Annotated in this window: 18 protein-coding genes; 10 read left to right on the forward strand and 8 right to left on the reverse strand. The window is 44.5% G+C overall.

The features are described 5' to 3' along the window. Positions 1-175 precede the first annotated feature (175 nt). Positions 176-1,798, forward strand: a complete 1,623-nt coding sequence (locus F0229_RS02090; protein ID WP_017065420.1) for a methyl-accepting chemotaxis protein — start codon at positions 176-178, stop codon at positions 1,796-1,798. Positions 1,799-1,892: 94 nt separating this feature from the next. Here the strand turns inward: F0229_RS02090 and F0229_RS02095 are convergent, their stop codons facing one another. Then, positions 1,893-3,383: a SulP family inorganic anion transporter gene (locus F0229_RS02095; protein WP_171732136.1), complete on the reverse strand. Its 1,491-nt coding sequence runs from the start codon at positions 3,381-3,383 to the stop codon at positions 1,893-1,895. A gap of 558 nt (positions 3,384-3,941) precedes the next feature. On the opposite strand from F0229_RS02095, the gene asnS reads away from it, so the two are divergent. Further along, a complete protein-coding gene (gene asnS, locus F0229_RS02100) occupies positions 3,942-5,342 on the forward strand; it encodes an asparagine--tRNA ligase (RefSeq protein ID WP_017060416.1) in 1,401 nt (466 codons plus the stop codon). Positions 5,343-5,475: 133 nt separating this feature from the next. On the opposite strand, the gene F0229_RS02105 is transcribed toward asnS, so the two are convergent. After that, positions 5,476-5,682: a hypothetical protein gene (locus F0229_RS02105; protein ID WP_004734707.1), complete on the reverse strand. Its 207-nt coding sequence runs from the start codon at positions 5,680-5,682 to the stop codon at positions 5,476-5,478. A gap of 127 nt (positions 5,683-5,809) precedes the next feature. Further along, a complete protein-coding gene (locus F0229_RS02110; RefSeq protein ID WP_136979623.1) occupies positions 5,810-7,213 on the reverse strand; it encodes a PLP-dependent aminotransferase family protein in 1,404 nt (467 codons plus the stop codon). A gap of 218 nt (positions 7,214-7,431) precedes the next feature. On the opposite strand from F0229_RS02110, the gene F0229_RS02115 reads away from it, so the two are divergent. The 3 genes from F0229_RS02115 to F0229_RS02125 all read left to right on the forward strand — a co-directional run bounded on the left by F0229_RS02115 (position 7,432) and on the right by F0229_RS02125 (position 10,916). After that, complete coding sequence (locus F0229_RS02115) at positions 7,432-7,731, forward strand: hypothetical protein (protein ID WP_017060414.1); 300 nt, start codon at positions 7,432-7,434, stop codon at positions 7,729-7,731. A 250-nt stretch (positions 7,732-7,981) separates the two neighbouring features. After that, positions 7,982-9,523 (forward strand): HD-GYP domain-containing protein, encoded by a 1,542-nt coding sequence (locus tag F0229_RS02120; RefSeq protein ID WP_171732137.1) that lies wholly within the window; start codon positions 7,982-7,984, stop codon positions 9,521-9,523. 202 nt (positions 9,524-9,725) lie between these two features. Further along, on the forward strand, positions 9,726-10,916 hold the full coding sequence (locus F0229_RS02125; protein WP_171732138.1) for an amino acid aminotransferase: 1,191 nt from the start codon (positions 9,726-9,728) through the stop codon (positions 10,914-10,916). 124 nt (positions 10,917-11,040) lie between these two features. Here the strand turns inward: F0229_RS02125 and F0229_RS02130 are convergent, their stop codons facing one another. Beyond that, a complete protein-coding gene (locus F0229_RS02130; protein ID WP_017068768.1) occupies positions 11,041-11,682 on the reverse strand; it encodes an outer membrane beta-barrel protein in 642 nt (213 codons plus the stop codon). A 150-nt stretch (positions 11,683-11,832) separates the two neighbouring features. Here F0229_RS02130 and F0229_RS02135 point away from each other — a divergent pair, with 150 nt between their 5' ends. After that, positions 11,833-13,722, forward strand: coding sequence for a DUF294 nucleotidyltransferase-like domain-containing protein (locus F0229_RS02135; protein ID WP_017066062.1), 1,890 nt, complete (start codon positions 11,833-11,835; stop codon positions 13,720-13,722). A gap of 5 nt (positions 13,723-13,727) precedes the next feature. Beyond that, positions 13,728-14,444, forward strand: coding sequence for a 3'-5' exonuclease (locus tag F0229_RS02140; RefSeq protein WP_017060409.1), 717 nt, complete (start codon positions 13,728-13,730; stop codon positions 14,442-14,444). A 210-nt stretch (positions 14,445-14,654) separates the two neighbouring features. On the opposite strand, the gene F0229_RS02145 is transcribed toward F0229_RS02140, so the two are convergent. The 4 genes from F0229_RS02145 to F0229_RS02160 form a co-directional block, all read right to left on the reverse strand. Then, positions 14,655-16,544, reverse strand: a complete 1,890-nt coding sequence (locus F0229_RS02145; RefSeq protein ID WP_171732215.1) for a GGDEF domain-containing protein — start codon at positions 16,542-16,544, stop codon at positions 14,655-14,657. Between the two features lie 20 nt (positions 16,545-16,564). Continuing rightward, positions 16,565-17,689, reverse strand: a complete 1,125-nt coding sequence (locus F0229_RS02150; protein ID WP_171732216.1) for an extracellular solute-binding protein — start codon at positions 17,687-17,689, stop codon at positions 16,565-16,567. A gap of 375 nt (positions 17,690-18,064) precedes the next feature. After that, a complete protein-coding gene (gene serC, locus F0229_RS02155; RefSeq protein WP_171732139.1) occupies positions 18,065-19,159 on the reverse strand; it encodes a 3-phosphoserine/phosphohydroxythreonine transaminase in 1,095 nt (364 codons plus the stop codon). Between the two features lie 163 nt (positions 19,160-19,322). After that, positions 19,323-20,585 (reverse strand): DUF945 family protein, encoded by a 1,263-nt coding sequence (locus tag F0229_RS02160; protein WP_171732140.1) that lies wholly within the window; start codon positions 20,583-20,585, stop codon positions 19,323-19,325. A gap of 183 nt (positions 20,586-20,768) precedes the next feature. Between F0229_RS02160 and F0229_RS02165 the strand changes: the two genes are divergently transcribed. From F0229_RS02165 to F0229_RS02175, 3 genes are all read left to right on the forward strand, one after another. Continuing rightward, on the forward strand, positions 20,769-22,712 hold the full coding sequence (locus F0229_RS02165; protein ID WP_171732141.1) for an ATP-binding protein: 1,944 nt from the start codon (positions 20,769-20,771) through the stop codon (positions 22,710-22,712). Next, complete coding sequence (locus F0229_RS02170; RefSeq protein WP_171732142.1) at positions 22,705-23,202, forward strand: response regulator; 498 nt, start codon at positions 22,705-22,707, stop codon at positions 23,200-23,202. The genes F0229_RS02165 and F0229_RS02170 overlap by 8 nt, the downstream gene beginning before the upstream one ends. 286 nt (positions 23,203-23,488) lie before the next feature. Beyond that, positions 23,489-24,031 carry a hypothetical protein gene (locus F0229_RS02175; RefSeq protein ID WP_017065409.1) on the forward strand — a complete coding sequence of 181 codons (543 nt, stop codon included), beginning with the start codon at positions 23,489-23,491 and terminating at the stop codon, positions 24,029-24,031. Positions 24,032-24,154 lie beyond the last annotated feature (123 nt).

Below are 24,154 nucleotides of genomic sequence, written 5' to 3' on the forward strand. Positions count from 1 at the left end.
GCGAGGAGCTTGAAGCGCGTTCCATTTCAACATCAGACACGACACAAACTCGCTACATCACAGAAACATAACCACAACCGGAGTGTGGTCACACAATTCGTTATACCCCATAGGTGGTAGGAATTCTTACTAGTACAGTATTTGCGTCATTATAATTAATAAAAACAAACACCTTATGCGCTCAACAATCACCTTTAAAATCCTAGTGGCCCTCGCCATCGTGTTCACCTTTTTGCTGGCAATATCGACCTATTTCCAATATTCGCAACAAAAGCAACTTGTAAACTCAGTGTTAAGTGAGCAGCTTCACGACAAAGCAAGTAACTACTTCGATAGCCTCAATATGATGATGCTCACCGGCACCATGGCACAAAAAGAGACCCTTCGTCAGAAAGCACTGGCTCAAGAAGGCATTGAAGACGTTCGTGTTTTACGCGCCGACGCTGTCAGCAAGTTATATGGCCCAGGTAATGACAACCAAACACCGGTTGACGATATTGATAAACGAGCGCTAGCGGGCGAAACCGTTATCGAACCTTTTTCTGCTGATTGGGGCAAAGGCTTGGTTATTGCTCTGCCAATGAAGTCGAGTGAAGATTACCGAGGAACCAATTGTGTCGCCTGTCATATGGCACCAGAAGGTGAAGTGTTGGGTGCGATTCGTCTCGAATATAACCTCAACCATGTTAACTCGCTGATTAACACTCAAACCATGGCTGCTATTGGCATTATGGCAGTGATCTCGTTTGCCGGATTTGTCCTTACGATGGGATTAATTCGTAAGATTATCGTGCGCCCGCTGCAACAGACTTCTCGCTTTATGACCCAAGTCAGCAACGATAAAAACCTATCCACTCGCCTGCCGGAACAAAGCAAGGATGAGATTGGCACGCTGGCTAACTCCATCAACTCGTTCATGGGAACCGTATCTGACAGCTTAGAAAAGGTACAAAGCACCTCGCACAAGTTAAATGCGTCTGCCAACCAACTGACTAGTGTCGCGCAAATTACCGAGCAAGCCGCCAGCGACCAGCAAAGCGAAACCGCAGAAGTGCAACACAATGTCGAAGGAATACAGGCACAGCAAGTCAATGTAGAACAAGCGACTTTAACAGCTTCAGAGCTTATCAATCACACCGCTGATGTGGCGTGTAAGAGTGCCAACCAAGCACACGAAGCAAGCAGTGAGATAAAAAACCTCGTTAGCAGCATAGAAGAAGTGAAACACAAAATACTGACACTCAATGAGCAAACCGGAGAGGTCTCTTCAATATTGAGTGTGATTCGTGGCATTGCTGACCAAACCAATCTTCTGGCCTTGAATGCAGCAATTGAAGCAGCTCGTGCGGGAGAACAAGGTCGTGGGTTTGCGGTGGTGGCTGATGAAGTTCGCCATCTTGCATCACGAACCGCTGAAGCAACAGGCAGTATTGAGTCAATCATTCATCAGTTCCAGCAAGGCAGCGAAGAGTCGCTGACTTCTGCCGATCGCGTTTGCGAACAAGCCCATCAAAGCTCAACCGATATCGACGCACTTTCAATTGAAATGAATGGTGTGGTCGAAGAGATGAAACAGGTGCTGGCTCACGCACAGAATATTCAGCAGCAAACGCAATCCACCACACAAGCGACTCAAGATGTTCAACAAAAGGTTGAAACCATCACCTCTCACGCCAACAACACGTCGCAATCCGCGGCTGAAACTCGCAACATCAGCAATGACTTAGAAGAGCTATCTGATCATCTTGAATCGCTGATTAATCAGTTTACTTTGTCGAGTACAAAGAAGAAGTCATAGATCGCCAACAAAAAAGCGCTCAACAATGAGCGCTTTAACTTCATAACAATGTCTAGTTCAGGCTTTCAGGCTTTAAAAGTACCTTAAACCAAAATTAGTGCGTAATGGAAACCGCGGTTAAGTCTTTATGCTTGTGATACATCGCGTGTTTGACTATCAGGTTCGCAATCACGCTATTCATTCCTGACACTTCAACGTAAGCCCCTTTTTTACGGAACTTGAACACAACCTTATCAAGCGCCTCGACCGAGGTATTATCTAAGAATGACGCATCCGATATATCGATGGTCACTAAAGAGGTCGCGTTGTCATAATCAAATAAGTCGACAAACGCATCTGACGAAGCAAAGAAGACATGGCCGTTTACTCGGTGAATGGTGTGCATTTCGTTTGTCACGACTTCATCGGATATAAACACCATGGATTTGCTGGCATGTGCATAAAACAGAGCCGACAGCACCACGCCAACCGCAACACCTATTGCTAAATTATGAGTAAACACCACCACCGCCACGGTTGCTAGCATGGTTACATTGGTTGGCAGTGTGTGATCTTTAAGCTCAACAATGGAACGCCATGAGAATGTGCCGATAGAAACCATGATCATCACAGACACTAAAGCGGCCATCGGTATCAGCTTCAACCAATCAGAAACAAACACCACCATTAGCAACAAAACCACCCCAGCGATCATGCTGGACAATCGGGTTAAGCCACCTGATTTGATGTTAATGATCGACTGACCGATCATTGCGCAGCCCGCCATTCCACCAAAAAGGGAAGCCACGATGTTCGCAACGCCCTGCCCTTTACACTCATTGTTTTTATTGCTTTCAGTATCAGTCAGGTCATCGACTATGGTCGCTGTCATCAAGGATTCCAACAAGCCAACCAGAGACAGAGCAATCGAATATGACAGGATGGTTGCAAGCGTCTCAAACGTGAATGGAATATTAGGAATCAAGAACACAGGCAGTGAATCGGGAAGCTTGCCCATATCGCCAATCGTTCTCACATCTAAGCCGAAGAGCAAACTAATGATTGTCAGGGTAACAATCGCGACCAGTGGAGAAGGTATTGCGCGACCAAACTTGGGGAAATAAGGAAGCAGATAAATGATCGCCAAACCCAAAGCGACTAACACGTAAACGCTTGAAGGGACGTTGATTAATTCAGGAAGTTGGGCCATGAAAATTAGAATGGCGAGCGCGTTAACAAATCCAGTAATCACCGATTTGGAAACGAAATTCATCAGGTTACCAAGCTTGAGATAACCAGCTGCGATCTGAATGACGCCAGCTAGAAATGAAGCGGCGAGTAGATATTCTAGTCCGTGCTCTCTCACTAAAGTGACCATTAGTAGCGCCATAGCGCCTGTTGCACCGGAAATCATTCCCGGACGACTGCCAACCAAAGAAGTGACGACACAAATACAGAACGAGGCATAGAGCCCTACTTTAGGGTCAACGCCTGCAATAATTGAAAATGCGATGGCTTCAGGGATCAATGCGAGTGCAACCACAATCCCAGATAATGAATCTCCTTTAACGTTTGATAACCAGTGTTTTTTTAAATAATTAAGCATGTAATTCTCTTTTACTTGTACAGCCAGTCCTGCCTTGTTGAGACATAATTTGATCGACTGTTTTTCTTGAATGAGCGAGCGCTCGAAAAGTGCGGGTGTAGAGAGAATGCAGGGGTTAAGGCGGCGTAATTAACACGTAGATATTAAACTCCTCTTGTTGCTTTAGTGGGAAATTAAGAAGGTGATCAAGTCCAAAATGACTGAATCCGCGCCAATGTAGAGTGAGTCTCAACACAATCACACTCCCATTATTGAAAACAAAGGTTTCGATTACGCCATGCTCGTTCAGCAGCTCACATAGGGTGAAAGGTAAGGCTGACGCTAAGATCGAACAAAAAACACACCCTCAAGCCTATTTATCGTCAGTAGACACAATATTTCTTTCACCAAGCAAGAATAAAGGTTGAAGCTGTCGGTATGACAGGTAATATGTTCAATCGATTTAAAAAGTTTATACAACTTAATGTTTCGGCTAATTATTGTGCAAATGTATATTTATTTGCAGCAATGCCAGAGACTTTGAGTTGAATTTGTCCCTCAATGGAGAATGAAATCAACATGACTTACGCGCCTGTAACAGACGTACTTGGCGGCAAGCTAGCGGTAGACAGTGAAGTAACTGTTCGCGGCTGGATCCGTTCACGTCGTGATTCCAAAGCTGGAATCTCTTTCCTTGCCATTTATGACGGCTCTTGTTTCGACCCGATTCAGGCCGTGGTTCCTAATAATCTTAATAATTACGAAAACGAAGTATTAAAGCTAACAACTGGCTGCTCTGTTGAAGTAACGGGTAAGATTGTTGAGTCTCCTGCGAAAGGTCAAGACTTCGAACTAGCAGCAACTGACGTTAAAGTTGTAGGCTGGGTTGAAGACGCTGACACTTACCCAATGGCTAAGACGCGTCACTCTATCGAGTACCTTCGTGAAGTTGCTCACCTACGTCCACGTACAAACGTGATTGGCGCAGTAGCACGTGTACGTAACTGTCTATCTCAAGCGATTCACCGTTTCTACCACGAGCAAGGTTTCTTCTGGACTTCTGCTCCGCTTATTACTGCATCTGATGCAGAAGGCGCTGGTGAAATGTTCCGTGTTTCTACGCTAGACATGGAAAACCTACCACGCACTGAAAAAGGCGACGTAGACTTCAACGAAGATTTTTTCGGTAAAGAGACGTTCCTAACAGTATCTGGCCAACTTAATGCTGAAGCTTATGCTTGTGCACTAAGCAAGGTTTACACGTTCGGTCCTACGTTCCGTGCTGAAAACTCAAACACAAGCCGCCACCTAGCTGAGTTCTGGATGGTTGAGCCTGAAGTTGCGTTTGCAGACCTTAACGATGTAGCGAAACTGGCTGAAGACATGCTTAAGTACGTTTTCGCTGCTGTTCTTGAAGAGCGCCGCGACGACCTTGAATTCTTCGCTTCTCGCATCGACAAGCAAGCAATTACTCGTCTAGAGCAATTCGTTGACGCTGACTTCGCACAAGTTGACTACACTGACGCAATCCAAATCCTACTAGACTCTGGTAAGAAATTTGAGTTTGACGTTGAGTGGGGCATCGACATGTCTTCTGAGCATGAGCGTTACCTAGCTGAAGAGCACTTCAAAGCACCTGTTATCGTTAAGAACTACCCGAAAGACATCAAAGCTTTCTACATGCGCTTAAACGACGACGGCAAAACAGTTGCAGCAATGGACGTACTTGCACCAGGCATCGGTGAAATCATCGGTGGTGCACAACGTGAAGAGCGTCTAGACATTCTAGACGAGCGTATGATTGCTATGGGTATCGACCCTGAGCACATGAGCTGGTACCGCGACCTACGTAAATACGGTACAGTGCCACACGCTGGTTTCGGTCTTGGTTTCGAGCGTCTAGTATCTTACGTAACAGGTATGGGTAACGTTCGTGACGTGATTCCATTCCCACGTACACCACGCTCTGCAAACTTCTAATTCGAAACCTATTCGATATTAAAAGTTAAGAACAAACAAAAACCTCCGCACTTGCGGAGGTTTTTTTATGTTCGGAATAAAACGAGTCCAGATGCTTCTGCGTGCCACTATCTGAGACTCATTATTTCAAAAGCTAATCCACATCTTGGTCGATAGCGTATTTTATTGCAAGACCGCAAATTGCCATCATAACGAATGGGATCGCGGCAGTGGTGTATTCCGCCCACGCCATATCAGCGAATGCTTTTGCCAGCAGTACGTGGCCGAGAATAAGCAGAAGCGCACACACAATAGCGACAATAATCAGCTTAACTTCATTTCCCATAGTCATTTTCAACATAACGGTATCTCCAATATTTGGTCTACCGTTATTGAATCACAACTCTTTGGTCAATTAGGCGTACAGTTACCCCACAAACAACCCGTACAGTTGGAATGATTGTCTTTTTTATGAGGGACTTAAGGTTTTACGAGTGCGTAAGTTGATGTGCCAGTTTGCCAAGCCAGATGAGCGCCTGTTCTTTCTCTTCTGTCAGTTCATAAGAGAAGTTCAATCGTATCGCGTTATCCACTCTGCCATGCTCACTAAACAGATCGCCAGATGCAACGCTAATGCCTTGCTCGATAGCCAGTTGATGAAACTGTTGGCTGTCGAATTTTTCAGAAAAGCGAATCCATATCAAGTAGCCACCAGCCGGCTCTTCAATCTCTATTGAATGCGGAAAGTACTGCTTAATGACATCGATAAATCGCTCTTTCCTGACGACAAGGTTTTTACGCAGTTTACGAAGGTGATTGTCGTAGCTTTCATGCGTTAAGAAATGAGCGACACCAAGTTGAACAGGAGCGCTACTCGATAACGTAGAAAGAAGCTGTAACTTTTGAATCGCGTCGTTAAAACGCGTGTTCACAACCCACCCTACTCGATAACCAGGACACAAACTTTTTGAATACGACCCACAAAGCAAGACGGAATCGGTCTTATCGAAGGCCTTTAGTGGCTTCGGCTTATTCCCTTCGTAATAAAGATCGCCATACACGTCATCTTCAATAATGTAGGTTCCATGCTGTTCTGCAATCTCTACCACACGGCGCTTTGCCTGTTCCGACAAACTGGTTCCCGTTGGGTTTTGAAAAGTCGTCATCAGCCAACACGCTTTAACATCTTGGTTTTGTAGCGCGTTTTCAAACTGCTCTATATTCAACCCATTGATTGGGCAAACGTCCACTTCGATAGGGTTAAGCCCGAGCCTCTCGACAGCCTGCAGAGCACCATAGAAGGCGGGAGACTCAATCACGACGTTATCACCCGACTTGGTGACCGTTTGCAGGCTCAAGTTGAGCGCTTCCATAGCACCCGACGTAATCACGATGTCTTGATGATTAACCGTGATCCCTTGCTGCAGATAACGCTGTGCGATTTGCCTTCTCAAGGACTCACTGCCCGGTGGTAAATTATTTATCACACTCGCGCCAGTCATCTTCCTACCCGCGCTGGCAAGGTTTCGAGTCAAGGTAGGTAACGGGAAAAGGTCGGGATCTGGGAATGCAGAGCCGAAAGGAATCACACCTTCGGCTGAACTCGACTTCAAGAAATCAAATAAGCGGTCATTAATGGCTTTCTTTTCACTAACGAGTGGCTGTGCGTAGTCAACGCCGTCCAGCCTTGGCGCTACAAAGTAGCCCGACTGAGGTTTAGCGATGATCCACCCTTCGCTTTCTAGCAACTGGTAGGCTTGTAAGACAGTACTATTGCTGACGTTGTAATTTCGACAACTCATGCGTACCGAAGGGATCTTCTCTCCGGATCGCCACGTATTGTTGGCTATCTGAGTTCGAATATCCTTTGCAAGCTCTTCATAACGCGCCATCTAATTGTACTACCTAGAGAAATTCTGTGAGCCGGTGATTTTATCACTTACGCCAACAACTATTGCTGCTATCCATATGATCGCACCTAATTTCCACAATAGTGTGAATTGGTTCACAGATAACTTTGTAAGCTTTGCTAAGTTTGTACCCAAGGTAGGAGCTAAGTTGGCTTTCTACCTCAATAATTTGATGTAACCCAAAAACATGCGAGATAACAATGAAAAAAATAGAAGCAGACCAATTAAGTTATAAAGGAGAGTCAAACGGTGTTCACAGTTGGACAACACCGAGCGGTCAGCCATATTACTGGCACCCAGATTGGCTCCATATTGCTGAAGATGCGACAGGCTCACATCCAAAGCAAAAGATCGATGTCGAACAAGACCAAGCACCAACGGAAAAACACGCGGTGTCTGCTATTCTGAAACACATCAACCAATGGGCTGCAGACAAACTAGCGTCTCACCCTGAGATTGAAACCGGCTCAATCGAAGCTGAAATCAATCTCAAAAAGTAACGGGTTAAAGTAGATAGCGAACTCAATCACGCGCGATCCTAACCCAATACACAGACTGAATAGCCTCGACCCTCGACCGGGGCTATTCAAGTATCTTCATAAAAATGCTGCAATAACCCCCACCTAGCTAACAAATCTCTAACACAAACCAGTTTCTTGTATCAATCCACGAAAGCTATCGATAGAATTTCCGGTCTTATTCACGTCAGTTATGCTAATCATTCGCAATTCTAAAGTCGTGAATCAATGAATGCGTAAATCTAATAAGAATGAGAACAAAGGCTTACCGATGGATACTTCAAATTACAATCAATCGCTAACGACTAAGTTATACGTCATTGCTGGCGTGCTGTTTGGCACCTATGGCAGTCGGGTGTGCCCTATGCTCGATAGCTTAACGACGTTAGAGATTTTCACACAAGTCAGTATTGTGTTTATCTTATTATGGCTCGCACGTCGTTACCCATTGGCGCAACATACCTTGGTCAAGCAAGGCCGATTCACGCAACTCGATACCCTGCTATTTTTTGCTGCAAGTGTGCCTTTCGCGCTCTACTACAACTTAAGCTATGAATTCACCATAGATAGTAATTTGAAGGTGCTGTTTGGCATGAGTCTATTCGGCTTCTTTACCGGAACCATTCTTCAATTGAATGCCAAGCTCAGCCAAATGGATAAAATGGAGACGACTGGACAATTCGACTTCCAACTGGTTGGTGAAAGAAGTTCACTGGTCAAGCAGATGATAGGCTTGGTTATCGTGCTTCTGGTAACACTGACGACTATGTTGACGATGATTGCCGTTAAAGACATCTTCTGGTTAGAACACAACCCTGACCGCTTATTGGATGGCACCGGCAAGATCAGCGTGATCAAAGAGTTTATTTATTTGGCTGTGGTACTGGGTGGCTACGCGATAACCATCATGACGCTTTGGAGTAAGCTAATTAAGCGTATTCTCCTAAGCCAAGAGCACGCATTAAACAAAGTCACCAATGGCGAGCAAGGCGTTCGCTTACCTATTTTCGGCTACAACGAGCTTGGATCAATGGCATCTATGACCAATACCATGCTTGATAGCCTCGAAACCGCGCAAAACGAAGTCAAAACCACACGTGACGTTGCCATTGTGAGCTTATCGGCATTGGCTGAATCTCGAGACAATGAAACGGGCGCACATATCCTAAGAACTCAAGAGTACGTCAAGGTACTCGCACAAGAGCTCAGCAAATCAGAAACCCACTCAAGCTTGTTAACACCAAACTACATCGAGTTGCTCTACAAATCTGCGCCTTTGCACGACGTAGGCAAAGTCGGTGTGCCTGATAGCGTGTTATTGAAACCGGGTAAATTGACGGACGAAGAGTTTGAGATAATGAAAGGTCACCCCGCGATTGGGGCTGAAGCGTTATCTATTGCAGAAAAGCAGCTGGGAAGTAGCTCTTTCTTAAGAGTTGCAAAGGAGATATCTCTGACTCACCACGAGAAATGGAATGGCAGCGGTTACCCTAATCAGTTGTCTGGTGAAGATATCCCGTTATCTGGCCGTTTAATGGCATTAGCTGATGTTTATGATGCGCTCATCTCGAAGCGAGTCTACAAGCCAGCCTTTACTCATGAACAAGCTAAACAGATCATCTTAGAGGGCAATGGGACGCATTTTGATCCGCAAGTTGTCCAAGCTTTTCTGGTCGTCGAACAAGCGTTTGTTTCAATTGCCGCGACCTACAAAGATGGCAAAAATATCGCAAGTGAACTCGAGCGCGAAAGCTTTATTGCTCAACCAGCGTAATCTATTCAAAAACCACTAACTTCTTGCACCCTATAGGTTAATCCGTAGGGTGTTTTGTTATCAAATACCCTCTTTAGTCAATAAATCTGATTGAAATGGATTTTTTTTAGCCTTTCTGTTCACTTCGTATTGTCTTAAAAATTCCATACAGGTATAACTACCCATAGATACTATCCCCTCTCAATTGACATGGATGAAGATTATGTTTGAAAAAGTGTTAGCTGCTCCCGCCGATCCTATCCTCGGCCTTACTGAAGAGTTTAAAAAAGACTCTCGTGCAGAGAAAATCAACCTTGGTGTTGGCATCTACAAAAATGAAGATGGTCAAACGCCTGTACTTAAAACAGTAAAGAAAGCAGAAGCTGCACTTCTTGAAAACGAAAAAACCAAATCTTACCTAACGATTGAAGGTACGGCGGAATACGGTCTAGCGGTTCAGAAACTTCTTTTTGGTTCAGACGCAGAGATCGTTGCATCTCAACGCGCTAAAACAGCGCAAGCTCCGGGTGGTACAGGTGCACTTCGCGTAGCAGGTGAGTTCATCAAGCGCCAACTAGGCGACGTAAAAATCTGGATCAGTAACCCAACTTGGGCTAACCACAATGGCGTTTTCGCTGCTGCAGGTATCGAAACTGCTCAATACAGCTACTACAACGCTGAAACTAAAGACAAAGACTTCGCTGGCATGGTTGCTGACCTAGAGAAAGCTTCTGAAGGCGATATCGTTCTTCTTCACGGCTGCTGTCACAACCCAACAGGTATCGACCCAACGGCTGAAGAATGGGAAGTTCTGGCTAAACTGGTTGCTGAGAAGAAACTGCTTCCTCTATTCGATTTTGCTTACCAAGGTTTTGCAAAAGGCGTTGAAGAAGATGCTGCTGGCCTACGTATTTTTGCTCAATACAACAAAGAGATCCTTGTTGCTAGCTCGTTCTCTAAGAACTTCGGCTTGTACAACGAGCGTGTTGGTGCATTCACTCTGGTTGCAGAATCTGCAGACGTAGCAACAACAGCATTCTCTCAAGTTAAGAGCATTATCCGCTCTATCTACTCTAACCCACCAGCGCACGGCAGTGCTGTCGTTACTCACATCCTTGGTGATGCTGATCTACGTGCTGAATGGGAAGCAGAAGTAGCAGAAATGCGCGACCGTATCCAAGAGATGCGAGAACTATTCGTAACGGCACTGAAATCAGAAGGTGTTGATGCAGACTTCACATTCATCGAACGTCAAAACGGCATGTTCTCGTTCTCAGGTCTAAGCAAAGAGCAAGTAACTCGCCTAAAAGACGAATTCGCAATCTACATTGTTGGTTCTGGCCGTATCAGTGTTGCTGGTATGACTAAGTCAAACATGGGTCCTCTATGTAAAGGTATCGCTGCGGTTCTTTAATCGAAAAGCGAAACCTGTATTTGCAGACCAATAGATGTGTAAAAGCCAGCAATTAAGCTGGCTTTTTTGTGTCTGTCTCTTTGTATATAAGAGCTATTAGTGCACTTAGCCTTTTCGTTACTGGCTAATACTCTAGGAAAAACTCCACTCCTAGCTCGTGAGTACGCTCGCTACGAATTTTACCTTCACCATCTCGATGTTGATATGACCCACCAATCGCAAACTTATTGGTCACTAGATAACGTAAACCTAAGTGATAGACCTCTTCATCAAACAGGTCACTTCGATTCACTTGCACACTCCCGTTAGCTATCCAACGTTTCGCAAAGCCATAGTTAAGCTCAGCTTTTACCCCTTGGATGAACTCAGTGTCTGAAGATTCAGTTCGGTTGGTGTCATTATCTTCAACCTTACCTTTTGTGATACCAAGCAGGTAGTAAGCCACTATATCTAAATCTTTCTTAATGCTGTAACGGTAACCAACACCTGGCATCAGCGTATCAATTCGAGTTGTGGTGTCATCAGGGTGAATAAAGCGTGCGCTGTAGTCTCCCAGCAACAACCAATCATCCGTCATCGCGTAACTGACGCCTAATCCATACGACGAGGCGTTATTATTACTTCCTGCATCTTCATTTAAACTGCCCGAATGCGCCGTGGCATAAATATGGTCGTAATCTAAAATATCCACCGCGTTAGTGTCCGCCCACAAACTTGGAGAAAACATAAAAACCGCAGATACAAAACTAAGCTTCCACTTCGACATTCCTATCATCCTTAAACTGTCACTCCATTAATTGAAAGGTTAGTCTATCCATAAGACTTTAAAAAGGTTTTAGCTCACAGATTGATTTGTGACGGCAAAATATTATCAAATGTTGTACCATGAAATCATACAAACCAATGGATGATCATTATGGATGCTGAGTTATTAGAGATTCAAAACTTTCTGGCACAATACCCCCCTTTTACAGAACTCCCTGAGGAGATGTTGGCGAAAGTGACCAGTAGCGTGGAAATTTCTTATTACCGCCAAGATACCCCTATCATTCACTTTGGTGATCAAATTCATGACTTATACATCGTTCGAAGTGGCGAAGTCGAAGTCTACCGTCGTAAAGGCGAACTCTATAACCGCCTTGATGAAGGCCACTTGTTCGGGCAAATGGGTCTACTGACCAACAACAAGGTTCGTTTCCCAGTAAAAGCGACCGAAGATACTCTTCTCTACTGCATTCCTGAGCCAATTTTCCAAGAGCTCTACGACAACTACGACTCCTTTGCAGATTTCGTAGAAGTAGAAGACAACGCCCGTCTTCGCCAAGCAAACTCAAGTAATAACGATGCCAACGATCTCACGACATCCAAGGTAAAAACGCTACTGACTAGCGAAGCGCCGATGATCGAGAAGACTCGTACGATACAACAAGCCGCGACTATGATGGCCGAAGACAATGTCTCTTCCCTGCTGATCATTGATCCAGAAATCGTTGAAGATGATGAAGATGACTCAACACCCGTGATTGGCATCATCACCGACCGAGATTTATGTACTCGCGTTTTAGCTGAAGGGCTTGACCCATCGGATGAAGTCTCTAGCGTAATGACACCTGAGGTTATCTCTCTCGATCACAATGCTTACGTATACGAAGCTATGATGACCATGCTTCGCTATAACGTGCATCATTTACCAGTGCTTAAAGATAAGAAGCCGATTGGTATTATCGAAGCGACCGATATTGTTCGTTATGAGTCTCAAAACTCGCTGTTATTGGTAAGTAGTATCTTCCAGCAACAAAGTATCGAAGATCTGAAGGTACTTTCCGAGCAAGTAAAAGACAGCTTTGTGCGCTTAGTTAACGAAGATGCCAACGCCCACATGGTGGGTACTGCAATGTCGGTAATTGGTCGTAGCTTTAAGCAGCGAATTATCGAACTGGGCGAAGAGAAATTGGGCAAGTCGCCTATTCCTTACTGTTTCCTCGCACTGGGCTCTATGGGGCGTGATGAGCAGCTGCTGGTTACCGACCAAGATAACGCAATCATTCTTGATGATACCTACGACGAGAAAAAGCACGGTAAATACTTTGAGGAGCTGTCGACCTTTATTTGTGATGGCTTAGATCAGTGTGGCTATGTGTATTGTACTGGCGATATCATGGCGACTAACCCAACGTGGCGTATGACTCGTCGACAATGGGAAGAGTGCTTTGCCGATTGGATTGATGATCCAAACCCGAAAGCACTGTTAAATGCTTCAATCTTCTTCGACTTAGATGGCGTTTATGGTCGTCTGAAATGGGCCGAGCAATTGAACAGCTTTATTGTTCGACGCGCACGTAAGAACAATCGCTTCTTGGCGTGTCTTGCACGTAACGCACTCAACCGTACACCTCCGCTCGGCTTCTTCAAAGATTTCGTGATGGAGAAAGATGGCCGTCACAACAACTCTATCAACCTTAAGCGTCGTGGTACTGCGCCACTCGCCGATTTGATTCGTGTTCACTCGCTCGCGGTAGCGTCTCGCTCTAAGAACTCGTTCGAACGCTTAGATGACATTATTGACGCCGGTATTCTGCCAAAAGGCCGAGCTCAAGATCTGAAAGATGCGATGGAGTTTATCTCTCTGGTTCGTATTCGCCACCAAGCACACGATGTCGACAACAACATCGAGCCTGATAACAACATCGAGCCAGAGAACCTGTCTGACTTCGAACGACGTAACCTAAAGGATGCATTCCAAATATTAAGTAATGCGCAAAACTTCCTTAAGTTCCGTTATCAAGCCAGCAACAAGTTTAAGTAGGGCCTATGAACAAACTATTCAGATCACCTGCGGTCGATTGGCCATTTAAGTTTGCTCAGAAGCTTGAACGAGCGAGAGACGAGCGCTTAAAGCACTTTTATAGCCAGCCTCTTCCTGCGCCTGATACGCCACTTTCAGAAGTGATGTTTTTGGCTGTCGACTTTGAGACAACGGGGTTAAACCCAAACAAAGACGGCATCATTACCATTGGTTTAGTGCCATTTACGCTCAATCGCATCTACTTGCGACAAGCCAAACACTGGACTCTAAGACCAAAACAGAAACTTGAAGAAGAGTCTGTCGTGATTCATGGCATCACTCACAATGACATCATTGATGCGCCAGACCTTAGTGAAGTGTTGGGCGAGATCTTAGAATCAATGGCGGGACATATCCCTGTGGTTCACTATCGTCGTATCGAACGTGACTTTTTGGACAATGCATTGAAAGTGCGACTCGGTGAAGGCATTGAGTTCCCAGTCCTCGACACGCTGGAGATTGAATCTCAGATCCAAAATAAACTGGCTGGCGGCTTGTGGAACAAGCTGAAAGGTAAGAAGCCAGCTTCAGTGAGACTGGGTCAGAGTCGTCGTCGATACCATCTGCCCGACTACACGCCGCATCATGCATTAACTGACGCTATTGCGACCGCTGAGCTACTCCAAGCGCAAATTGCTCATCACTTTGACTCTGAGATGCCTCTGAAGAGTTTCTGGCTCTAGCTGGGTTACGTAAGCTAAATACAAACACAAAGCCCATCAACTTCCATTGGTGGGCTTTTTCATTTTTATCGTCTGTGTTTAAGCAACGGTTGGCCCGACTAAGCGCATTTCCCATAAGCGTTTAAACATATTATAACGTCACACCGCAGCAGTTCCGCTCTAATGGACGTCGAAAATCGTGATCGCTATTTGTCAGCGTGATTGGCATTATTACTTCCCAACCACAGACAACGTTTGGTAATAAAGACGCTTTTGCTGATACATATTCTCATCAGCGACTGAGAACAATTGCTCAACGTCTGTTGAATCACTAGAGGCTGCACCAATCGAGAATCTGACAGGAATAGAGATACCCGCTTTAGTCTCGATTGCCTGTTGCTCCTGAGCAATGTACAACTGCCCAGTCATCTTTGCGACATTGAGCGAACTCGACTCACCAGACGTTAAGGTAAGCACCGCAAATTCATCTCCACCCAAACGGTATAGATTACTGGCAGGTGTCAATTCGTGGCTGATTACGTCTACGCAGCGCTGTATCAGCTCATCCCCGATCTCATGCCCATGAACATCATTGGTCGTTTTCAAGCCATTGATATCAATAATGATCAAAGAAATCTGATTTTGATTGTCGTTAATGCTGCGTTTACTGAATTCGAGATCTTCATTAAAAGCTTTACGATTCAAACAGCCAGTCGGCATGTTAATCCGTGTAATATTTTCGAGCTCTAGCCAACCAGCTAACTGTTTTTGGTACATGTCAAAAATCAGAAGATCTTCTTCACTGAGGACATCAAATGAACTTGAACAAAAATACCCGATCGCCGTCCCCTGTGAGTCACAGAGTATCAGGTCAGCCTCGCCAGTCCGGTTAAAATGAAACTGAATCGAATGTTGAACAAGTAATGTCTTTAACTCTTGATCGACCATTTGAGGAATCAACCGATATTCAGCCGCGTGTCTTGATGATGCAAACTGAACGATCTTCAAAAGACGATGCTTCTGGGATTCTTCACGCGCGAGCGAATACGTTAACTTGCTGGTTTTCTCTTCAACTAAGTCCTCTAGCAGAACATTAAACCTTTCGAGTTTATCGTTACTTTCTGTAAGCTCACGGACTTGGTATTGTATGCGACCCCACAAGGTTTCCAATAAACGACTCAGCGTGACGAACTCTGTAAAACGATGTTCATCCACACTATGAGTCGGTGACTGGTTATGCGAATACGACGTAACAGATTCAGCCAACAGGTTTAACTGCCCTGAGAACCAGCGGCTTAGGAACAGAGCAAACACAATCGCGATGGCAAGCGTCGCCACCAATATTCTGACAAAGACCACCTGAGCTTGTTGCATCTCTAATAAACGCTCACTGTCGGAAATATGATGTTTGACGTTCAGTACCAATTTGTCGGTAAAGAATGTGCTGTCGATAGAGATAATGTTCGCACTTTGTTCAGAAGATTGAGCATCCGTTGAATCAATATAGTTAAACTCAACCGACTCATTTTGATAAAGGAAAGGCGTCACTTTAGTCTTAAGTCTGTCATACCCCATAAGAACCACAAGATAACCCTGCGGCGTGTATGTAGAACCTTCTATCAAACGATAAGGTAAAATCGGCGCGACAAAAGCGATACCTGCAGCGGCATTATCCGCCACTTCAGTTTCGGTAAACTCGGTGTGGAACAATTTCCCTTGCCCATAAACCGATTGAGGACGCTTCAAGCTTTCTAATAACTGGCTCTGCTCAAAATGGTACAAGCTGCCTTTGCTGTCATAAATGGGCTTCCAGTTTTGGTCCAGAATATAAGTCGCGGACACACTCTCCGCTAGCGCATTGAAGCTATCCATCTTGTCCCAAACAACACTCGAGAAAAAGATATTACCACCCGCTTTAATCAATGATCGGTCATGCGAATACCATTGAGTTAGGCTCGCCGTCAGCTTAATTTGCTCTTGTACGGTTTGACGAATACCGGTCGTAGAGTTGTCCAGCTTGGTTTCTTTTTGCTCTAAAGAACTTTGGTTTTGTTTATTGAGAATCAACTGTCCCGCTAGGTAAACAGGAAGCATTGAGCAAGCCAGCAACACCAAGCCCATGGTGTATTTTAATGATAGCTTCAATCTCTTACCCTCATATTCGCCGAGTAATATTGAACAAAATCATTGTAAAACTTATGCAGTTCACTCTTTGGCATCCCTGACTTGTAACGCTGATACGCCCGAGCCGATGCCTCCCAAACGATCGCCATCTTGTAGTCACTCGACATCATTTGCGATGCTTGAAACTCATCGTACATATTTGAAAGTGTCTGGTTACCTTCCTCAACACGGCGTTGATTAACCTCATAAAACGGCGAAACCATGGCACTCGAGTGAGCTAAATAGGTGAAACTGTTTGATTGCAGGTATTGAACGACTTCTTTCAAAGCCAATTTCTTATCTGGGTTTTGCATGCCTTTTTCCGTGACAGCAAAAACCTTTGCGCCACTAAATGAAGACATACTTTCACCACGATAGGTCGGCAACGAATTGATGTACAAATCTCGACCAAAGGCGGCATCGAGTTCGCTGAACGCCCAATCACCGTCAATCAAAAACTCGACTTCCCCATTGATGAACCTCTGCCTCGCGCAAATATCGCTGCACGATGATTCGATGACTTTTTTCTGCTGCAACATGTCGATGAAATCAAAGATAGCAACTAACCCTTCACCATTAACATTCTTCGACGATAATAAGTCTTCAGAAAAAAGCTGATAGAAAGCTAGATAGAAGTACATGTTTGGGTTGGGAAAAAGCACGCTCACTTGATCGGACTGAGCAGAGCGTTCAATTAGGCTCTCCCATGTCACGACTTGCGCTTGAGGCTTGCTCGAATACAGAACGACTTGGTTTCCAATACCAACCGGTAACGCCTTAAGCTCACCGTTGATGACCACTGCATCGAGCGCTTTTTTCTCATAGCGTTGGGTATCGACCCAAGCATCAGGAAGCGTCGCTAAATCGATATATTCAGTTAGACCTAAGAAGTCAGAAGGAACCCAGATGGCATCGGGAAAGGTATTGTCTCTAGGATCAGCAACAAGCAGTTCAGAACGAATACTATTGACGTCAAACGAACGAATTTCTACACGATGATCAGTCATCGCTTCGATATGTTCTTTTGCATAATCGGCCGTTTCATAATTAATACCAGCCCATATTTCAAGTGTGGACGAACAAGCAACGGCCGGAAATAGCATCGCAAATAGACTCAATAACCTCACACTTGGTTCCTTGTGGTAAAAATTAGACGTTGGATTTTAATCGCCCATCAATAAACCGGGCGATGCGGCTTATCGCTCACTGCTCATGATTAGAGACCTAGCTTTGGGCGGCACGTTATATAGTAAAAAGTGCGTAAATAACAGTTGATACTCTCGCTTTAAGAGAAAGGTCTGCTCATTCTGATACATCCGTCATATCTCTGGATGACTGTTCTTACAATAAATCAACATACCATACCCTTTATTATTAACGACAAAAAAAATGCCGCAAAAGCGGCATCTATCTCGTTCGGTGCATTCGACACAATAAAAATCAAATAAGCAATTTATCAGTCAAAGCCCTATCATCGATTAAGCGTATTTCTCTTCGAAATCTTTCATGAAGCTAACCAGCGCTTGAACGCCTTCCAGAGACATTGCGTTGTAAAGTGAAGCTCTCATTCCACCTAATGCTCTATGCCCTTTCAGTGATTTCAGACCTGCAGCATCAGCCAATTCTAGGAACTTGCCATCTAACTCAGGTTTCGCCAGTTGGAACGGCACGTTCATTCTAGAACGGTTTGCAGTGTGAACATCGTTTTTGTAGAAAGCTGAGCTATCGATTGCATCGTAAAGCAGCGCTGCTTTCTCTTTGTTCACCAACTCCATCGCTTCAACGCCACCTTGAGCTTTCAGCCACTTGAACACAAGGCCTGATAGGTACCAAGCGTACGTTGGTGGTGTGTTGAACATTGAGTCTTTTTCAGCAAGTACTTTGTAGTTCAGAATACTCGGCAACACGTCGTTTGCGAGTTCGAGTAGATCATCACGTACGATTGCAATGCAGATACCCGCAGGGCCGATATTCTTTTGCGCGCCCGCGTAGATAACACCGTACTGAGACACATCAATCTTACGAGACAGAATGTTAGATGACATATCCGCTACGATTGGCTTATCCGTTTGAGGAAGCTCGCTGATTTCAATACCATCGATGGTTTCATTCGGACAGAAATGTACATACGCAGCTTCCGGGTCAATTTTCCAATCTTTAGCTGGAACAACCGCTGCTTTACCATCAATTGACGTCTTCGCGTTGAATACATCGATTTCGCAATATTTGCTCGCTTCAGTCACTGCACTTTCTGCCCAGTAACCCGCATCAATGTAAGTCGCTTTCGTCGCATCACCTAAAAGGTTTAGAGGAACAGCAGCGAATTGAGCACGAGCGCCCCCCTGACAGAAAAGAACTTTGTAGTTGTCTGGGATGTTCAGAAGATCACGTAGGTCCTGTTCGGACTCGTCAGCAACTTGAATAAATTCCTTGCTGCGATGGCTGATTTCCATCACGGAAGTCCCTAAACCATTCCAATCAATAAAGTCCGCTTGCGCTTGTTTCATTACCGGTTTAGGCAGTGCAGCTGGGCCAGCACTGAAGTTGAATACGTTATCTAATGTAAGTTCCATGGGGATGATTGCTCCTGCTAAATAATAACTATGCAAGTAATACCATGTTTTACCCAACATAAAAACAACAAAAGAGGTCTTAAGACCTCTTTTGTTTTGTACCGTATAAAATGTTTAAGCTTAACCTGCTAAATCACCCTATCAGTATTCACGCCTGCTCTGTTTATTGAACAAAAACCGGCATAAGTAGAGCGATTAATGGAATTTCTTGTCCATTTTCGAACACTAGGTTTCCATTTTCTAAGTCAGCGCTGATTTCATAACCACTGTCTGTTTCCTTGATCATTTCCATCACAAGCAATTCATCGATACCTTCACGAATGAATGGATACTCTTCAACAAGTTCAATTGAGAAGCTAGAGTGAACGTTGCCCGTTAATGCAGGCATGATCATCGAAGGGTTGCTGCTGATGTTTTCGGTCCCTTCCGGCACGCTCACCAACCACTTAGATTCGAACTGTCCCTTACCTAACTCTAACGACATGTTGTTCATTGAAAGGTCGAAACCTTTAGCAAACAGGATATCGATAAATGGAATGATCTCTGCAACGTCTTCTTGCGTCATCACAGGATTAGATTGGTAAATCTCAAAGATTTTCTCAAACGACTCGCTATCCAACTTCGACATTTCAAAATCGACGTTTAGGTTGTTCAACTGGCCTTCACTGGTCTCGATATTTGCGATATCCAGCTTGAGGTTGCTGCGCAGACGCTTAGTTGCTTCATCTAGATGTGATTCAAAATCGTACTTAGAATTTTCAATGGTCATGAAAGGCTGCATTGCAGAATCTGAAACCAAGAAGCTATCGATAGTAAAATTCTGAGTACCTAACCAGTAGCCTTTCGCTTGTTGGCCTGAACCCACACCTTTCAGATTAGACAGCGTTACCTCTTCACCGGTTTCAAAATCAATTTGAACTGAAGGGATTGAAAGCTCGTAATCAACTTGGCCTAAAACAGTCGCATGGCCAGAAAGATTCGATTTAGTGATCGAGACCGAAGTCCCATTCTCATCAGAACCTTGGTGATTGAACTGGCTTAACTCAAAGTTAAAGTCAGTGTTGCCGTTTAGCTCAGTACTAGTGGTCAGAGTTAAAGGCAGAATATCGGTATTCTCAAACGTCGACAGTGCATTTAGACTCACCAAACCATGGTTAACCGCACTATTTATGACAAACTCACTCGGCAACCCATCAATCGCAAGTTGCTCTTTCAGGTTTTCATCCGTCACAGTTAAACGAGTGGTTACGTTGGAAGACAAGTAACCTCTATCGTATTCCACGATCTCAGCTTGAATGCTTGAATTGTTAAGCTTTGCAACGCCATCGGTAATCGCATTTTGTCCAATTTGCCCAACCGCTAGCGGCCAACAAAGTGCCAGTGAGATTGCTCCGCCAATAGCACCAATTTTTCTTAACTGTTCCATGAGTTCTCTTTCTACACGTGTCTATTTTTTTTAGTCTAACCCATCAGTAGCAAACAAGAAACATTGAGTTAAATCAGTCTATTGCTCGATACTTCGATTGCCTCAATAAATTAACGGCTAGCTCTCATCCTTATTCGGCGGTTCTTGCTAGGCTAAAGACGTCGCTACTATTAAGGTTGAGCTGTGAATCAATACGCTGTTATCTGTTTGGACAATAATCCGGTTAGCATTGAAAGAATACGTTCGGAGCTGGCTCCGTTGGCTTCTGTATTCGATATTTATACTGCCGAGAACATAGAAGACGCACATCACGCATTAGAAGATATTCATGATCACAACCAAACCGTTGCCTTGGTGATCACTCATCATCATTCTGAATTTAATGGCGTGCAATTCCTGATTGAACTTCAACAGCTGCCCCATAGTAATACCGCAAGAACGATATTAGTCAGCGCTTCGTCAGACATTCAATCCATTTTAACCGCTGTGAATGAAGGTAGGCTCAACCACTGTTTAACCAAACCGGTTCAAGATCAGGTTCTGTTCAAATCAGCGCAAAAAGAGCTGACCTCTTTTGTTATCCAATACGACTCAGAAAACCTGCTCTCTTACAGCGATGCATTGGATCAACAACGCTTACTCAGAGCGCACATTGAGCAAAAGATTCACTCTTTCCAATCGGGTTTCATTCACGACTACCACCAGCTTTCTGATAATGCCCTTGCAGAACGTGTCGTCAGTGCCTTACAAGATGTGTTTTCAAAAGATGACAAAACTAAGGCCATTCGTGACTATTCCCCCGAGCATCTACTCACTGTGGAAGGCGAAGACAATCGCTTTTTATGGCTGATCATTGAGGGTGAAGCAGCTCTTTATAAGAAAGATGAACTTGGGCAACAGCGGGAAGTGGTACGTCACTCCAAAGGGAACATTGTTGGCGGGATGTCATTTGTAACAGGCGAGCCTTCGTTTTCTACGGCGATCACCCTAACGCAGACTAGCGTTATCAAACTGGATAAAGATAGCTTTGCTCAGGTGATGCATTCAAACAATACCCTGCTGCCTTTATTTACCAATCTATTGCTCCGTCATTTTAATCGACGTTTGCAACGCAGCATCACCAATAAGATCAAACTGCAGCAGACACTAGAATCATTAGAGTCTGCACATCAACAACTGATCGAGAAAGAGAAAATGGCGATGCTCGGGCAGCTAGTCGCGGGAGTCGCACATGAGCTGAATAACCCGATTGCTGCCATATTAAGAAGCATCGAAACTCTGTCAGACCATCTCGACCAAATATTGGCAAACCTATCCGTTCCAGAGTCCAATAAAGGGACTGACGTACTGGCACATTCAAAGTTAGCTAAGCCACTATCAACAGCCCAAGAAAGACAGCTCGTAAAGCATCTTACGTCGACGATTAATGACCGTGCTTTAGCAAAAAAAGCCGTGAGACTAAACCTAAGCCAAGACTCTACGGTTCTAAACACATTAAAGGCGTCCCCTGTCGCAGGCAAAGAGCTGCTCAATGACTTAGAGCATTACCATTATGTTGGAAACTCTATCCGCTCAATTCAAGTGTGCAGCAAGCGTATTGCCGATATGGTCAAAAGCTTAAAAAGCTATGCTAGAGAAGATGAAGAAGTTCGCCACTACACAGATATCCACGAAGGGCTTGAAGATACCTTAGTGATCTTCGAAAACAGGCTTAAACACCACCAACTCGAAAAGCATTACGATACCGACTTACCGCCTTTATTGTGCCAGTCGCTCTCGCTGCAACAAGTGTGGACCAACCTTATCTCCAATGCGCTCGATGCCCTATCTGAACGAGGAAAAGTGACCATCACCACTTCTCAACAGACAAAAGGCGACGACGCGTTTCTTGTGGTGCAAATCTCCGATACTGGCCACGGCATTGCCAAAGAAGACATCAACACCATTTTCAACCCAAATTTCACGACTAAAAAAGAAGGCAACTTTGGTTTAGGGATTGGGTTATCCATTTCTCAACAAATCGTTTCGGCTCATCAAGGGTTTATTTTGGTGGAGTCAGAGGTAGGCAGCCATACAAACATGCAAGTGTGGCTTCCATTCAAACAAGAAGGAGCACCTCATGAATAAGTACCTAATTTTATGTGTCGATGATGAACCGGAAGTTCTCAACAGTGTGCTTCAAGACTTGGCGGTATTTGAAGAAAACTTTATCGTTGAAGGTGCAGAATCGGTCGATGAAGCCAAACAAGTAATCAAAGAGATGGGCCAAGATGGTATTAAGCTCGCGTTAATCTTATGCGACCACATCATGCCAGAAGAAACCGGCATTGATTTTCTGATCGAACTCAACCAACACGACGCTACTAAACCAACGCGTAAGCTGTTGCTCACCGGGCAAGCTGGGCTAGAAGATACCGTCACAGCCATTAACAACGCAGCACTTGATTTCTATATTTCAAAACCTTGGCAAGGCGACCAACTGAGAGACACGATTACTCAACAATTGACTGACTATGTCATTGCCAACGACAAGCAATTGCTTAACTGGACTTCGATCTTGGATACCGAGCGCATACTGACTTCAATGGCGGATAAACGCACCAGTTTTGGTGAATAGCACTGATTGGTTAATGGATACTGAGAAAAGCGGCATCCGATATAAGAACCGTCCGAATGCATACAAATTTTGGATAATTCGCTCGTCTATTTTTCTCATTCGCCCTAAACATGAGATCTCCGTTACATACTGATCCTTAATTTGCTTGTTTTTTAACTAAATGAGTAAGGTTTTACATTTTAAAGGATTACTTTTCCGTGAGTTAGATTAAACTGTCTCAATGTTTATGGTTTGCCGATTTGTCTCAAACCAAAGGAATTAACACTAATATAGGTTTACGGTCGTTATGCGCAAAATTCTACTTACTACCGCTATGCTATTGGCTTCTGGTCAAGCACTAGCTGTTGATGAACAACCACAGGTAATGAGCAACTTTAACTATGATTACTTTGAAGCACGTATCGGTGCTAGCCCAGTAACATTTGGTGGTGCGTTCAGTAAGTCCATTCACCCGAACGCTCACGCTATAGCACGTATCGATTCAGAATTTGAAAGCGATTACGACTCAGCTGTAGGTCTTGGTTTCCACGCTCCATTAAACAACTGGGCAGACCTAACAGGTGAAATGCTAGCTCGTATCGTTCAACCTGAGAACTCAAGCTCTACTGATATCGGTATGGAAATCAACATTGGTGTTCGCCAATGGCTTGGTCCACAACTAGAAGTTGGTGGTAAAGGTGGTTACGTTTCTATCGATGACAACGATGATTGGACAGGTTCTGTTTACGCGCGTTTCCACTCTACAGAGCTTTTCTCTTTAGGTGCTGAAGCTCGTATTAACGACTTCTACGGTGACCAACTTATGTTCACTGCTCGCTTCAAGTACTAATACTTAAAGCTCAAGCCCTAGCAAATAAGCTCTCTATGAGCACTTAGCCTTTTGATACTTAGTCTTTTGATACTTAGTCTTTTAAGAAATCCGGCTAAGACAGAAACAAAAAAACCGAGGACA

It is taken from the genome of Vibrio sp. AIC-3 (genome assembly GCF_013114515.1).
Classification (GTDB): domain Bacteria; phylum Pseudomonadota; class Gammaproteobacteria; order Enterobacterales; family Vibrionaceae; genus Vibrio; species Vibrio crassostreae_C.

Bases quoted from the DNA above. Each gene is read 5' to 3' on its own strand.
- F0229_RS02090 (WP_017065420.1), top strand. From the start codon at position 176: ATGCGCTCAACAATCACCTTTAAAATCCTAGTGGCCCTCGCCATCGTG.
- F0229_RS02095 (WP_171732136.1), bottom strand. From the start codon at position 3,383: ATGCTTAATTATTTAAAAAAACACTGGTTATCAAACGTTAAAGGAGAT.
- asnS (WP_017060416.1), top strand. From the start codon at position 3,942: ATGACTTACGCGCCTGTAACAGACGTACTTGGCGGCAAGCTAGCGGTA.
- F0229_RS02105 (WP_004734707.1), bottom strand. From the start codon at position 5,682: ATGTTGAAAATGACTATGGGAAATGAAGTTAAGCTGATTATTGTCGCT.
- F0229_RS02110 (WP_136979623.1), bottom strand. From the start codon at position 7,213: ATGGCGCGTTATGAAGAGCTTGCAAAGGATATTCGAACTCAGATAGCC.
- F0229_RS02115 (WP_017060414.1), top strand. From the start codon at position 7,432: ATGAAAAAAATAGAAGCAGACCAATTAAGTTATAAAGGAGAGTCAAAC.
- F0229_RS02120 (WP_171732137.1), top strand. From the start codon at position 7,982: ATGCGTAAATCTAATAAGAATGAGAACAAAGGCTTACCGATGGATACT.
- F0229_RS02125 (WP_171732138.1), top strand. From the start codon at position 9,726: ATGTTTGAAAAAGTGTTAGCTGCTCCCGCCGATCCTATCCTCGGCCTT.
- F0229_RS02130 (WP_017068768.1), bottom strand. From the start codon at position 11,682: ATGTCGAAGTGGAAGCTTAGTTTTGTATCTGCGGTTTTTATGTTTTCT.
- F0229_RS02135 (WP_017066062.1), top strand. From the start codon at position 11,833: ATGGATGCTGAGTTATTAGAGATTCAAAACTTTCTGGCACAATACCCC.
- F0229_RS02140 (WP_017060409.1), top strand. From the start codon at position 13,728: ATGAACAAACTATTCAGATCACCTGCGGTCGATTGGCCATTTAAGTTT.
- F0229_RS02145 (WP_171732215.1), bottom strand. From the start codon at position 16,544: ATGGGCTTGGTGTTGCTGGCTTGCTCAATGCTTCCTGTTTACCTAGCG.
- F0229_RS02150 (WP_171732216.1), bottom strand. From the start codon at position 17,689: ATGCTATTTCCGGCCGTTGCTTGTTCGTCCACACTTGAAATATGGGCT.
- serC (WP_171732139.1), bottom strand. From the start codon at position 19,159: ATGGAACTTACATTAGATAACGTATTCAACTTCAGTGCTGGCCCAGCT.
- F0229_RS02160 (WP_171732140.1), bottom strand. From the start codon at position 20,585: ATGGAACAGTTAAGAAAAATTGGTGCTATTGGCGGAGCAATCTCACTG.
- F0229_RS02170 (WP_171732142.1), top strand. From the start codon at position 22,705: ATGAATAAGTACCTAATTTTATGTGTCGATGATGAACCGGAAGTTCTC.
- F0229_RS02175 (WP_017065409.1), top strand. From the start codon at position 23,489: ATGCGCAAAATTCTACTTACTACCGCTATGCTATTGGCTTCTGGTCAA.